The sequence below is a fragment of the Nocardioides sp. T5 genome (genome assembly GCF_048161455.1).
Lineage (GTDB): Bacteria > Actinomycetota > Actinomycetes > Propionibacteriales > Nocardioidaceae > Nocardioides.
In genome coordinates this window covers 3,727,185-3,739,541 of sequence record NZ_CP182415.1, presented here as the reverse complement: position 1 = coordinate 3,739,541, position 12,357 = coordinate 3,727,185, and the positions used below count along the sequence as shown (strand labels likewise).

The following is a 12,357-nucleotide window of genomic DNA, read 5'->3' as shown; positions in this document are numbered from 1 at the left end:
TCGGGCATGGGCGAGGAGGCGGAGGAGTCGGGGGAGTCGGCCCCCAGGCGGGGCGCGGAGCGCAAGTCCGTGCTCCTGCGCCTCGACCCTGCCGTCCACTCAGCCCTGCAGCGGTGGGCCGCCGACGACCTCCGCAGCGTCAACGCCCAGATCGAGCTGCTGCTGCGCGACGCGCTGCGCGCCGCCGGTCGTACGCCGTCCGACGCAGGTCCAGTGCCGAGGCGGGGACGGCCCCCGAAGGACCGCGAGGACTGACCCACCCTGCCCGGGGCTCCCGAGCGCCCCGGTGCACCCTCGGGACGTCTCAGCGGGAGGCGAACCAGGGGCGGTGCAGGTCGTAGAAGTGGGCGTCCGCCATGGCGTACTCGAGGTCGGAACGCACCTCGGTGGGCGGCTCCATCTGCTCCCCCTGCCGCGCTGCGTCCTCGCTGGTGAAGGCGACGGTCTCGGTGAAGGTGCCGTCCGGCTCGATGGCGAGGGTGCCGCCGATGATCTCGGGCCGCATCTGGTGCAGCGAGTCGGTGTCGGCGGTCATCATCGACCTGAGCCGGTCGACGTCGTCGACCCTGCCCCGGATGACCTGGACGAAGCCGGCGGTGTCGGACCCACCGTCCATCAGGAGGGTGACGTCGTCGCAGTCGTGGAACTCGACGGGTCCGTCGAAGAGCTCCATCATGCGGGCGGCCCAGGCGTCCTGCTCGGGCCGGCCGGAGTTGGCCATCGCGGAGTCCCGCGAATCGAATCGGACGACGCCCATGAACATGTCGTCGTCGGTGAACCCGTAGGTCCCTCCGAGCCAGCCCGGTGCTCCGGAGCCGAGCTCGTTGCGCCACGTGTCCAGGTGCTCGTGGAGCTCCTGCTGGCGCGTGCACTTTCCCTGGATGATCTGGATGAACACGCTGCCCCTCCTCGGTGTCGTCACCCACCTCTCGGGGGTCGGGGGGTGGGAGGGCAGTCCTCGAATCTACGCCGACGGATCGGTCGGTGACAGGCGTGCTAGACCGGCTGGCTGGGCTCGAGGTCGGCCCTCTCGAGGTGATGGGGAACGAGATGCAGGCCGATCGGCAGGTTCGGCCTGCACCTCGTTCCCCACTTGCTCCCCGACCGGCCCGAGCGACACGATCGGCGGTGCGAGTGCCGCTAGCGTGGGTGTGTGCCCGACGACTTCGTGATCGCGCGCAACCCCGACGGCGACTCGACGCTGCCCTACGTGCTGCGCATCCCGTTGGGCGCCGACGGCATCGTGCTGAAGGCGCGGGAGACCTGGCCGCGCACGTCGAAGGTCTACTGCCACCGCGTCGACGAGTGGCCGGACGAGGCCGAGGTGGTCGAGCGCGTGCCGACCCGCAGCTGTGTACGCCGTGGCGCGGCGATCGACCTGGTGCTCGATCGCGGCCGGGAGAACCGCTCGCAGCTGATCATGACGCAGGCCCGTGGCAGACAGGTGATCTTCTGGCAGAGCGCGCGGACCACCAAGCAGGCGCGACCCGGTGTGCGGACGCCCGCGGCGCGCGCGAGCGGGCTGCCGGACCTCGAGATCGTCGTGGACTCGCGTGAGCGCTACGGCTACACGTTCACCGACCGGCCGGTGACCACCTCGCGCGCCCGGCTCGACGCGGGCGACTACGGCCTGGTGCGCCACGGAAGCCTGCTGGCGAGCGTCGAGCGGAAGAGCCTGGCGGACCTCGTGTCGTCGCTGACGTCCGGGAAGCTCGGCTACCAGCTGGCAGAGCTGGCCGCGCTCCCGCGGGCGGCGCTGGTGGTCGAGGACAGGTACGCGGCCGTCTTCAAGCTCGACCGGGTGCGCCCCGCCGTCGTCGCCGACGGCCTCGCTGAGTGCCAGGTGCGGTGGCCCGCGGTTCCGATCGTCTTCTGCGACACCCGCAAGCTCGCCCAGGAGTGGACCTACCGGTTCCTGGCCGCGGCCTCCGTCGCCGCGTCGGAGGAACGGCCGTCCGCACGCGTGGTCGCTGACCTCGCACACCCGCCCCCGCTCGCCCCGGCGCCGCCGACGCCCGCCGAGGTCCGTGCCTGGGCGGTCAGCCAGGGACTCGAGGTCTCCGACCGCGGTCGCGTGCCGGCGCGGCTGGTGACGGCGTACCTCGACGACCGCGACGGCTGACCCAGGTTGCGCCGGCCGCGCTCTCATCCGTCCAGCGCGTGGACGTCGACGACGACATCGGCTCTGGTGCGGGTCGCTGCGACGAGCTCGGCGTTGGGCTCGTCCACGCGCTCGACCCACGACCGGGCGGCGTCGGGGGACTTGCCGAACCGGACGTGCCGGCGCACCAGCCGCCCACGGCGTACGTCGGGCTCCGCGTCGACGTACCAGCCCTCGGCCAGCAGCGGTCGTACGCGCTCCCAGCCGCCGTCGGGCAGGAGGAGGTAGTTGCCCTCGGTGATGACGAGGCGGGCCGAGGGCGGGATCGCGATGGCGGCCGCGATCGGCTGCTCGAGGTCGCGCTCGAAGCCCGGGGCGTAGAGGGTGCGGTCGGGCTCCTCGTGCAGGCGTCGCAGGGCCGCGACGTAGCCGTCGACGTCGAACGTGTCGGGCGCGCCCTTGCGGTCGCGACGGCCGAGGCGGTCGAGCGTGACGTCGGCGAGGTGGAAGCCGTCCATCGGCAGGTGGCCGACGGCGTGGGTTCCGAGGTCGGCGCGGAGCCGCGCCAGCAGGTCCTCGGTGACGGTCGACTTCCCGGCACCCGGAGGACCGGTGACACCGAGCACCACCCGCCCCGGTCGGTCGAGGAGCGATGCGGCGCGGTCGACCAGCGCTGACAGGGAGCTCGTCACGGGATGCTGCTCACCGGCGGCCGACGAGGGTGGAGCTCATCACCCGACCATAGAGCCGGCTATCGGATCCCGACCACGTCGGCGGGGATGGGGCGGATGGCGCCGCGGGTGGCGAGGTGGACGACCTCGCACGGTACGGCGGCGCGGCGGGCGGCGGCGTAGAGGCTGGTCGCCCAGGCGCGGTCGGTGTCGGTCACGGTGTCCTTGCCCGGTCGCGATCGTAGGAACGCGACGCGCAGGCCCGGCGCCACCTCCCGGTCGAGCATGAGCAGGAGCTCGGCGAGACCGTCCAGGTGCTCGGCGTCGGGCGGGTGGACCGCGTCGTCGATCTCGGTCAGCTGCGGCAGCGGGCGGTCGTCGACGATCAGCATCATCCAGATGCTGTGGCGGCCGAAGCTCCACGGCCCCATGAGCTCGCGCCACGCGTGCTCGAGCTGCACCTGGGTGGTGAGGACTGGTTCGTACATGGGGCCGAGCCTGCCCCGCGACGGGCCTCGTGGCGAACGGCTCTCCACAGCCCGGCGGCTGTCCACAGATCCGCTGGAATGGCTTGTGGCGGCCGTCCGCGCAGGCCTTGGGTGGAGGCATGTCTCGGAACCTCACTCCCGGTTTTCGCCGGTTGCCACGCGTCGCCGACCGGATGACCGCCGCCCACTTCGACCTCGTGGCCCAGTCCCTCGCCGCCGAGCGGTCCGGCGACGCCGCCCGCGCGCTCGAGCTGCACGCATCGGTGCCGGCGCTCAACCTGCGGAGCCGTCACCACGTGCTCCTGACCCAGCTCGCCTCGCTCGGCGACGAGCTCCCCGACTGGGTGTGGGCGCGCTGGATCGCCTACCAAGCCGCCCGTTGCGAGGACCCGGACACCGAGACCGGGACGATGCAGCGGCTCGCGCTGAAGTACGCCATGGAGACCTTCCACGACGACCAGCTCGCCGACTGCCACGCCGACGGCGGCGACCCGGTCAGGGTCGTCTCGCGGGTGCTGGGGGAGTCGTGGCTGTTCCACCAGGTCCTGGTCCACGAGCTGGGCGGGTTGGAGCGCTTCGTCGACGAGGTCGCCACGGGTCGACTCGCCCAGCACAGCGCGCTCGCCCGGTCGTGGGCCGGGGCACGCCTGAGCGGGTTCCTGGTCGGGCCGAGCCTGCCCGGCGGCCGGCTCTGCGTCGAGGACCTCGCCGCCGGCTCCTGGACCGAGGTGCTCGACCTCGGTGCGCGTGCCAACGCCGGTGACGGGGGATGGGTGCTGGGGAGGCTGGTGCCCAGCGGCGCCGGCGACCTCATGATGTTCGACAGCCCGCCCGTCGCCGTACCGGAGGGCGTCGCGCGCGACGTGGCCGCGGCCCCGCAGCCGTGGACGTGCATCACGGAGGCCCTCGACGCCGGCGACCTCGTGGGTCGCGACTTCATGCGACCCGACTACGAGCTGGTGACCGACGTGCTCGGCCTCGAGCTGCTCAGGATCGGCACGGCGCCCGAGGACCTCGAGCGGGTCACGGCGCAGCTGCGCTCGGGTCGCGACGAGATCCCACGGGCGGCCTTCCGGATCCTGCGGCGAGCCGCCGACGGCGGCATGCCGGACTCCGAGGCGCCCCACGTCGCGGCGGCGGTCCTGCAGCCGGGCGCGAGGGCCGACGCGCGGCGGTTGCTCGTCCGCGAGGGTCAGTACGACGTCTGGGCGCGCTGGGCAGCCCTGGTGCACCCGCCCGCGCGGGGCCTCCTCCTCGACCTCGCCGAGGCGTCCCGGGCGGTCGGATGATCGGGAGTGCTGGTGCTACAGAGTGCTACGTTGGTCGCGTGAGGTCGATCAGCCAACGCGAGCTCCGCAACGACAACGCCGCGATCATGCGCGCCGTCGAGGCAGGGGAGTCCTTCACGGTGACCCGGCGCGGAGTCCCAGTCGCGCGCGTGACTCCCGTGCCGGAGTCAGACCTCCGGCGGGTCAGGCCGGCCAGTCCGGGTCACGACGTCGCTGCGCTGCCCCGCGTGACCGCCGCGACGCCGTCGACGGAGCACCTCGAGGACCTCCGAGGCGATCGGTGAACCGCTGCTACCTCGACACGTCCGCTGCCGCGAAGCTCCTGGTGGAGGAACCGGAGTCGGAGGCGCTGGCCGGCGAGCTGCGACGTCGGAGACCTGCCCTGGTGGCGTGCCTCCTCCTCGAGACCGAGCTGCGTCGGATGGGGGCGCGCGAGCCCGCCCTGACCCAGCGCGCGGTGAGCGAGCTGCTGCGAGGCGTCGACCTCTACGAGCTGCCGCCGCCCCTGTTCGCCGAGGCCGGGTTGCTCCCCGGCGTCGGCCTGCGGTCGCTCGACGCCCTCCACCTGGCCGCTGCGATCCGGCTCGAGGTCGAGGCGGTCATCACCTACGACGTACGCATGACGGAAGCGGCGACCTCGCTGGGTCTGGACGTCCTCGCCCCTGCCTGACGGCCACCGAGCCGGTGCGACCTCAGCGCGTCCCGTAGGTGCGGCTCACGACCTCGTCGAAGACGCGGTCCGGCAGCAGGTCGCGTGACGTGGTGATCATCCGGGCCCCGCGACCCACCGGGTAGCGCGCGGCCGGTCGCTTCGCCAGCGCGGCCTTCACGATCTTGTCGGCCACCTCCTCAGGCGTCGACGCGCGCGACGGCTCGTCGAAGCGCTCCATCACGTCGTGCGCCTGCCGGGCGTACGACGCGTAGGGGCCGTCGCCGGACCGTTCGAGCAGCGAGTCGCGGGCGATCTCGTTCCACTCGGTGCGGATCGGGCCGGGCTCGATGAGGACGACCTGGATGCCGAACGGCCGCAGCTCCATGCGCAGGCTGTCGCTGAAGCCCTCCACGGCGAACTTGGTGGCGTGGTACCACGCACCGAACGGCTCGTAGAACTTGCCGCCGATCGAGGAGATGTTGATGATCCGCCCGGACCTCTGCGCGCGCATGTGCGGCGTGACGAGCTGGACGAGCCGGGCGAGACCGAAGACGTTGACCTCGAACTGCCGCCGCGCCTCCTCGATCGGCACGTCCTCGACGGCGCCGTACGAGCCGTAGCCGGCGTTGTTGACGAGCACGTCGATGCGCCCCTGCTCTGCGACGATCCGGTCGATGCCGGCGACCATCGAGGCGTCGTCGGTGACGTCCATCGCGAACGTGTGCACGCCCGCGGCCTGGAGTTCGGCCATGCGGTCGACGCGGCGGGCGACGGCGTACACGGTGAAGCCGCGGGCGAGCAGGGCGCGGGCGGTGCTCTCGCCGATGCCGGACGAACCACCGGTGACGAGCGCGACGGGGGAGGTCATGGGGCCGAGCGTAGGCTCCGGGGCCCTGGGACGTCCTGGACCTGGTCGGCGACGAGGTGACAGACGGACCACGGCATCCATGACGTTTGTCCCTCACCACCCGGGCGCTTGCTCCCTAGCGTGAGGCCCGGAGGGGATGCAGATGACGCACGACGTGCTGGTGGTGGACTCGCTGGTCCGCCGGTTCGGGGACCTGACCGCGGTGGACGAGGTGTCGTTCCGCATCGCGCCGGGGGAGACGTACGGACTGCTCGGGCCCAACGGGGCGGGCAAGACGACGACGATCTCGATGGTCGCGGGGCTCATCGCGGCCGATGCGGGGACGGTGACGATCGCGGGCGAGCCGATGACGCCGCGGGCGACCGAGCCGAAGCGCCACCTGGGGCTGGTGCCGCAGGAGCTCGCGATCTACCCCGACCTGACGGGGCGCGAGAACCTCACCCTGTTCGGCAGGCTGCAGGGACTGCGCGGCTCGGAGCTGAAGGTCCGGGTCGACGAGGTCCTGGCCCTGATCGGGCTCGCGGACCGCGCGAAGGACCGCAGCAAGGAGTACAGCGGCGGGATGAAGCGCCGGCTCAACATCGGCATCGGCCTGCTCAACCGCCCCACCCTGCTGATCCTCGACGAGCCGACCGTCGGGGTCGACCCGCAGTCGCGCAACGCGATCCTCGAGTCCGTCGAGGCGCTGTCAGGCGAGGGGATGGCGGTGCTCTACACGACGCACTACATGGAGGAGGCCGAGCGGCTCTGCGACCGCATCGGCATCATCGACTCCGGCCGCCTGCAGGCCGAGGGCACCCGCGACGACCTGATCCGGCTGACCGGTGGCGTCGACACCATCCGGCTCGGCGGCAGCGGTGACCTGGCCGCGGCGGCCGAGGAGCTGCGTCTCATCCCCGGTGTGGAGCGGGTCGACGCCGAACGTCGGTCCGCGACCCTGACCGTCAAGGACGCGCCCGCGCTGGTGGCGCAGGTGGTCGGCACGGCGGCGGACTGCGGGGTCACCCTCGCCGACGTGGAGATCACGCGACCCGACCTCGAGTCGGTCTTCCTGCACCTGACCGGCAAGGGCCTGAGGGACTAGGGGCCCGGATGCGCCAGCTCCTCGCCCTCACCGGCTCCGACCTGCTGCAGCGGATGCGCGACAAGTCGGTGCTCATCTTCGCGCTGCTCGTCCCGTTGGCCCTGATGACCGTCTTCAACCTCGTCTTCGGGGCCGCCGACGACCTCGAGATCGACCCCGTCACGGTCGCGATCAGCGCGCCCGCCGACGACGACCTGGCGCAGATGCTCACCGGCGTCGTCCGGTCGCTTGACGACGCCGACGAGCTCGACGTCACGGTCGTCGAGACCGACGAGGCAGGTGCCCGCCGGCAGGTCGAGGACGGCGACACGCCCCTCGCGCTGGTCGTGCCGGTCGGCTTCGGTGAGGCGGCGCGCGCAGGCGAGCCGGTCACCGTCGAGGCCGTCCGCGGCGACGAGGCGGGCCTCGGCGCCGAGATCGTGCTGTCGGTGGTCGACGGCGTCCTGGACCAGGTCGCGTCCGGCACGGTCACCGCCCGGGCCGCGCTGGCGGAGGGAGTGGCGCCGGCCGACGTCGGGCCGCTCGTCGAGCAGGCCACGTCCGGCGGGCCGGCGTACGACGTCGAGAGCGGGCAGGCCTCCGACGAGCAGCTCAGCGCAGGCGCGGCGCTGGTGGCGGGGCAGGCGGGACTGTTCCTGCTGTTCACCGTCAGCTTCGGCGTCACCGGGCTGCTCGTCGACCGCGAGTCCGGCACGCTCGCGCGACTGCGTTCGATGCCGATCCCCGGCTGGGTGATCGTCGCGGCCAAGGCGCTCGTGAGCTTCGTCCTCGGCGCCGTCGCGACCGGGGTGCTGCTCGCGGTCGGCGGCTACCTCTTCGACGCCGACTTCGGCTCCGTGCCGGCCGTGGCGGTCCTCGTGCTGTGCGCGGCGGCCGCCGGTACGTCGGTGATGTTCCTGGTCGTGCGCGTCGCCAGCACCAGCGAGCAGGCCGGCATCGTCACGTCGATCGTGGCGCTGGTGCTGGGCATCGGCGGCGGTGCGTTCTTCCCGGTCAGCGCGGCCGGCGCCCTGTCGGGCGTGCTCGACCTCAACCCGGTCGCCGCGCTGCTGCGCGGGCTCGGCACCACCTCGGGCGGCGGCGGCCTCGCGGACATCGGCATCCCGGTCGCGATCATGCTCGGCTTCGCCGTCGTGATGCTCCTCGCCTCGCGGCTGGTCCCCGACCGGGGGGTGCTGTCGTGAGGAACGCGCTCACCATCGCCGGTGCCGAGCTGCGGCTCTTCCTGCGCGACCGCTCCAACCTCTTCTTCGTCTTTGTCTTCCCGCTGATGCTGGTGCTGATGATCGGCCTGCAGTTCGGCGAGGGCGCCAGCTCGGGCCGGGTCGCCGTGAGCGGTGCCGGGTCCGCCCTGCAGACCGGCCTGGTCGAGCGGCTCGAGGACGGCGACGTCGTGGTCAGCGACCCGTCGTGGGACGACGCCCTGGCGCTGCTCGCGCGCGGCCGGCTCGACGTCGCGGTGCGCGTCGACGGTGCGGCAGCGACGGCGTACGACGCGGGCGAGGCGGTGACGCTCGAGGTGGTGCGCGGCTCCTCGGGCAACGCCCAGGTCGTCGAGCAGCAGGTCGGCGTGGCCGTCGACGCGCTGCGGTCCGCGCGCAGCCGGATCCTGGCCCTGGAGGCCAACGGCGTGCCGTCCGACCGCGCCGAGGCGGCCCTGGCCGCGGCCGAGGGCGAGGTGAGCGCGCCCCGGCTGGAGGTGACGAGCGTCGACCGGCTCAGCCAGGAGTTCGAGGGGATGGGGCAGTTCGAGTTCGGCGCCTCGGGGCAGCTGCTGCTGTTCACCTTCCTCGCCTGCCTCGGCGGCGCGGCGACCCTCATCCAGGCACGGCGGCTCGGCGTGGTGTCCCGGATGCTGGCCGGTCCGGTGACCGCGGAGGAGCTGGTCGCCGGCCAGGTCCTCGGTCGGTGGGCGATCGCGCTCTTCCAGGGTGGCTACCTGATGGTCGCGACCAGCGTCCTCTTCGGCGTCGAGTGGGGCAGCCTGCCGCTCGCGCTGCTCGTGCTGCTGCTGTTCAGCCTCGTCGCGGCAGGCGCCGCGATCCTGCTCGGCACCCTCCTCGAGAACGAGGGCGCGGCCGCCGGCGCGGGGATCGGCTTCGGCCTGGTCCTCGCCGCGCTCGGCGGGTCGATGTTCCCGCTGGAGCTCTTCCCCGACACGATGCGCACGATCTCGCGCTTCACCCCGCACGCCTGGGCCTACGAGGCACTGGCCGACGTGCAGCGCCGCGGCGCCGGTCTCGTCGAGGTGCTGCCCGAGCTCGGCGTGCTCGCCGCGATGGCCGCGCTGCTCGTCGCGCTCGGCAGCTGGTCGCTGCGGCGCAGCCTGGCGCGGGCGATGTAGGTCGGCGGCGGCAGCACACCCCGTTGGACGGTTGTCCCCGTGGACCGGCTCACTACCGTGGGTTACATGACTGACGAGGTGAAGCAGGCAGCGATCGAGGCCGCACAGCGAGTGGTCGACGAGGTCTCCTCCTGGCAGTACAGCGCCGAGGACAGCACCATCGCCGACCAGCTCGACGAGGGCCTCGCGAAGGCGCAGGTCTCGGTGAGCGACGACGAGCGCACCCGCATCCTCGCGGAGATCGACGGCATGAAGGACGAGAAGTCGTCGGCGCCGCAGGTCAGGTCCGCGGCACCGGTGGAGTGACGCCATGGACGTGCGCGGACTCCTGACCGAGGGCTTCGGCCGCATCACCGAGCTGTACGCCGGCATGGTGGAGGACCTCGACGAGGCGACCCTCCACGACCGCCCGGGCGGCACCGGCAACCCGATCGGGTGGCTGCTGTGGCACCTCGCGCGCGTGCAGGACGACCACGTCGCCGACCTCGCCGGGCAGCCGCAGGTCTGGGAACGGTTCCAGGACCGCTTCGGCCTGCCCAACGGCACCGACGACATCGGCTACGGGCACACCAGCGAGCAGGTCGACGCCCTGCGGATCGAGGACCCGGCACTGCTGGGCGAGTACCACCACGAAGTGACGCTCGCGACCGCGCGCTACCTGCAGACCGTCGACGAGGCAGAGCTCGAGCGGGAGGTCGACCAGCGGTGGGACCCGCCGGTCACCGCCGGCATGCGGCTGGTGAGCATCCAGGGCGACTGCCTGCAGCACCTGGGCCAGGCCGCCTACGTGAAGGGTCTTCTCGGGGCACAGACGTCCTGACGGACCCGGTGATTGGTGCCTCTCAGGTCACAATTGCGCCCCGGATGCCCCACGGAGGGCTTCGGGGGCACATACTCAGGGGTGATGACCACTCCGAGCGGCCGACGGCCGAAGCACCTCGCCAGCAGTCCGTTCAAGCCCGCCGTGGAGCCGGTGGTCGAGGTGTTCGAGGTCGGTGACCGCGTGACCCACGACCTCTACGGCCTCGGGCAGGTCACCCACGTCGACACCCAGGCGGTGACCGCCGACTTCGGGTCGAAGTCCGTGCGGATCGCGCACCCCTACCCCAAGCTGCACCACCTCTGAGGCGCTGCCGCCCGCGTGGGCGGCTCCCTAGGGTGGTCGCATGACGACCCGGTGGCTCTTCGGCGACCAGCTCGGACCCCACTTCGTCGACGACCACCGCGGTCCGCTGCTGATGGTCGAGTCGACCGGCGTCTTCCGGCGCCGGCGGTTCCACCGCGCCAAGGCGCACCTGGTGCTGAGCGCGATGCGGCACCGCGCCGCCGAGCTCGGTGACCGGCTGACCTACGTGCAGGCGGAGACGTACGCCGAGGTGGTGCGCCAGCACGCCTCCGAGGCGGGCGACGTCGAGGTCGTGCACCCGACGTCGTACGCCGCCCTCGGGCTGGTCGAGCGGCTCGGCTGCACCGTGCTGCCGCCGCGCGGCTTCGCCACCCCGCGCGAGGACTTCGAACGCTGGGCCGAGGGCCGCCGCGGCAAGCGGCTGCTGATGGAGGACTTCTACCGCCGCGCGCGGCAGGCGCACGGCGTCCTGCTCGACGGTGGCGAGCCGGCCGGCGGGCAGTGGAACTTCGACCACGACAACCGGGAGCCCCCGCCGAAGGGCGCGTCGACGCTGGGCGTCGCCGAGCCGTGGTGGCCGGTCGAGGACGACATCGATGCGCAGGTGCGTGAGGACCTCGACCGCTGGGAGCGGGACGGCGACGTGTCCTTCATCGGGCGCGACGCGCCCCGGATCTTCCCCGCGACGCGACGCCAGGCGCTGGCGGCGCTGGACCACTTCGTCGAGCGCCGGCTGCCGGAGTTCGGCGCGCACGAGGACGCGATCCTCGAGGGCGACCCGTGGATGGCGCACAGCCTCATCAGCGCGCCGATGAACCTCGGGCTCCTCGACCCGCTCGAGGTCGTCGAGCGGGCGGAGGAGGCGTACCGGGGCGGCGGGGCGCCGATCGCGAGCGTCGAGGGCTTCGTCCGGCAGGTCATCGGGTGGCGCGACTACGTGTGGCACGTCTACTGGCACATGGGCGACGGCTACCGCGGCTCCAACGGGCTGCGGGCCACCGAGCGCATCCCGCAGTGGTTCGCCGAGCTCGACGGCAGCGCGACCGACGCGCGCTGCCTGTCCCACACCCTCGACCAGGTCGCGGAGCACGGCTGGGTGCACCACATCCCGCGGCTGATGCTGCTCGGGTCGTACGCCCTGCAGCGCGGCTGGGCGCCGACCCAGGTCACCGACTGGTTCCACCGGGCCTTCGTCGACGGCTACGACTGGGTGATGGTGCCCAACATCGTCGGCATGTCGCAGCACGCCGACGGCGGGCAGATGATGACGAAGCCCTACACGTCGGGCGGCGCCTACATCAACACGATGAGCGACCACTGCGGGTCGTGCCGCTTCGACCCCAAGGTGCGGGTGGGGGAGGACGCGTGCCCGTTCAGCGCGGGCTACTGGTGGTTCCTCGACCGGCACCGCGAGACCTTCGAGGGCAACCACCGGATGTCGCGCGCGGTGCGCGGGCTCGACCGGCTCAAGGACCTCGCCGAGCTCGTCGAGCAGGAGGACGCGCGGGGCAACCGGGCGCCCTGAGGTGCGGTGGTCGGTCACCATGAAGGCAGTTCGCGGCTCGCGGCAGCTGACTGAGCGTGGAACCGGGGACCGGACGCGCGAACTGCCTTCATGGTGCACGTGCGCGTTCAGGTGGAGCAACGTAGGCAGTTCGCCGCTCGGGGCAGCCGGCCGAGCGTGGTGGGCGCGGGGGACGGCCCGAACTGCCCACGTTGGTGGGACCTGGCCTC

The 12,357-nt window shown here is 72.6% G+C and carries 16 protein-coding genes; 12 read left to right on the top strand and 4 right to left on the bottom strand.

Annotated features, from left to right (window positions below; translation table 11 throughout):
- Positions 1-6 precede the first annotated feature (6 nt).
- Positions 7-255: a hypothetical protein gene (locus tag ACNKF0_RS18305; RefSeq protein WP_416954270.1), complete on the top strand. Its 249-nt coding sequence runs from the start codon at positions 7-9 to the stop codon at positions 253-255.
- Between the two features lie 49 nt (positions 256-304).
- Here the strand turns inward: ACNKF0_RS18305 and ACNKF0_RS18300 are convergent, their stop codons facing one another.
- Positions 305-898 (bottom strand): hypothetical protein, encoded by a 594-nt coding sequence (locus tag ACNKF0_RS18300; RefSeq protein ID WP_416954269.1) that lies wholly within the window; start codon positions 896-898, stop codon positions 305-307.
- 255 nt (positions 899-1,153) lie between these two features.
- Between ACNKF0_RS18300 and ACNKF0_RS18295 the strand changes: the two genes are divergently transcribed.
- Positions 1,154-2,122 carry an ERCC4 domain-containing protein gene (locus tag ACNKF0_RS18295; RefSeq protein ID WP_416954268.1) on the top strand — a complete coding sequence of 323 codons (969 nt, stop codon included), beginning with the start codon at positions 1,154-1,156 and terminating at the stop codon, positions 2,120-2,122.
- 23 nt (positions 2,123-2,145) lie between these two features.
- On the opposite strand, the gene ACNKF0_RS18290 is transcribed toward ACNKF0_RS18295, so the two are convergent.
- Together ACNKF0_RS18290 and ACNKF0_RS18285 are read right to left on the bottom strand one after the other, a co-directional pair.
- Positions 2,146-2,793 (bottom strand): nucleoside/nucleotide kinase family protein, encoded by a 648-nt coding sequence (locus ACNKF0_RS18290; RefSeq protein WP_416954267.1) that lies wholly within the window; start codon positions 2,791-2,793, stop codon positions 2,146-2,148.
- A gap of 59 nt (positions 2,794-2,852) precedes the next feature.
- Complete coding sequence (locus ACNKF0_RS18285) at positions 2,853-3,260, bottom strand: hypothetical protein (protein WP_416954266.1); 408 nt, start codon at positions 3,258-3,260, stop codon at positions 2,853-2,855.
- Positions 3,261-3,433: 173 nt separating this feature from the next.
- Between ACNKF0_RS18285 and ACNKF0_RS18280 the strand changes: the two genes are divergently transcribed.
- From ACNKF0_RS18280 to ACNKF0_RS18270, 3 genes are read left to right on the top strand one after another with little or no spacing between them, the layout of a single operon-like run.
- Positions 3,434-4,549, top strand: a complete 1,116-nt coding sequence (locus ACNKF0_RS18280) for a hypothetical protein (protein WP_416954265.1) — start codon at positions 3,434-3,436, stop codon at positions 4,547-4,549.
- A 38-nt stretch (positions 4,550-4,587) separates the two neighbouring features.
- Complete coding sequence (locus ACNKF0_RS18275; RefSeq protein WP_416954264.1) at positions 4,588-4,833, top strand: type II toxin-antitoxin system Phd/YefM family antitoxin; 246 nt, start codon at positions 4,588-4,590, stop codon at positions 4,831-4,833.
- Positions 4,830-5,219, top strand: coding sequence for a type II toxin-antitoxin system VapC family toxin (locus ACNKF0_RS18270; protein ID WP_416954263.1), 390 nt, complete (start codon positions 4,830-4,832; stop codon positions 5,217-5,219). Before ACNKF0_RS18275 ends, ACNKF0_RS18270 begins: the two co-directional genes overlap by 4 nt.
- Positions 5,220-5,241: 22 nt before the next feature.
- Here the strand turns inward: ACNKF0_RS18270 and ACNKF0_RS18265 are convergent, their stop codons facing one another.
- Complete coding sequence (locus ACNKF0_RS18265; protein ID WP_416954262.1) at positions 5,242-6,069, bottom strand: oxidoreductase; 828 nt, start codon at positions 6,067-6,069, stop codon at positions 5,242-5,244.
- A 142-nt stretch (positions 6,070-6,211) separates the two neighbouring features.
- Here ACNKF0_RS18265 and ACNKF0_RS18260 point away from each other — a divergent pair, with 142 nt between their 5' ends.
- The 7 genes from ACNKF0_RS18260 to ACNKF0_RS18230 all read left to right on the top strand — a co-directional run bounded on the left by ACNKF0_RS18260 (position 6,212) and on the right by ACNKF0_RS18230 (position 12,148).
- Positions 6,212-7,153, top strand: coding sequence for an ABC transporter ATP-binding protein (locus ACNKF0_RS18260; RefSeq protein ID WP_416954261.1), 942 nt, complete (start codon positions 6,212-6,214; stop codon positions 7,151-7,153).
- Positions 7,154-7,161: 8 nt separating this feature from the next.
- On the top strand, positions 7,162-8,337 hold the full coding sequence (locus ACNKF0_RS18255; protein WP_416954260.1) for an ABC transporter permease: 1,176 nt from the start codon (positions 7,162-7,164) through the stop codon (positions 8,335-8,337).
- Entirely contained in the window at positions 8,334-9,497 is a 1,164-nt protein-coding gene (locus ACNKF0_RS18250; protein ID WP_416954259.1) for an ABC transporter permease, read from the top strand. The genes ACNKF0_RS18255 and ACNKF0_RS18250 overlap by 4 nt, the downstream gene beginning before the upstream one ends.
- A gap of 66 nt (positions 9,498-9,563) precedes the next feature.
- On the top strand, positions 9,564-9,803 hold the full coding sequence (locus tag ACNKF0_RS18245) for a hypothetical protein (protein ID WP_416954258.1): 240 nt from the start codon (positions 9,564-9,566) through the stop codon (positions 9,801-9,803).
- 4 nt (positions 9,804-9,807) lie between these two features.
- Positions 9,808-10,317, top strand: a complete 510-nt coding sequence (locus tag ACNKF0_RS18240; protein ID WP_299925968.1) for a mycothiol transferase — start codon at positions 9,808-9,810, stop codon at positions 10,315-10,317.
- 84 nt (positions 10,318-10,401) lie between these two features.
- Complete coding sequence (locus ACNKF0_RS18235; RefSeq protein ID WP_299925965.1) at positions 10,402-10,623, top strand: hypothetical protein; 222 nt, start codon at positions 10,402-10,404, stop codon at positions 10,621-10,623.
- Between the two features lie 40 nt (positions 10,624-10,663).
- Positions 10,664-12,148: a cryptochrome/photolyase family protein gene (locus tag ACNKF0_RS18230; protein ID WP_416954257.1), complete on the top strand. Its 1,485-nt coding sequence runs from the start codon at positions 10,664-10,666 to the stop codon at positions 12,146-12,148.
- The last annotated feature ends 209 nt before the right edge of the window (positions 12,149-12,357 follow it).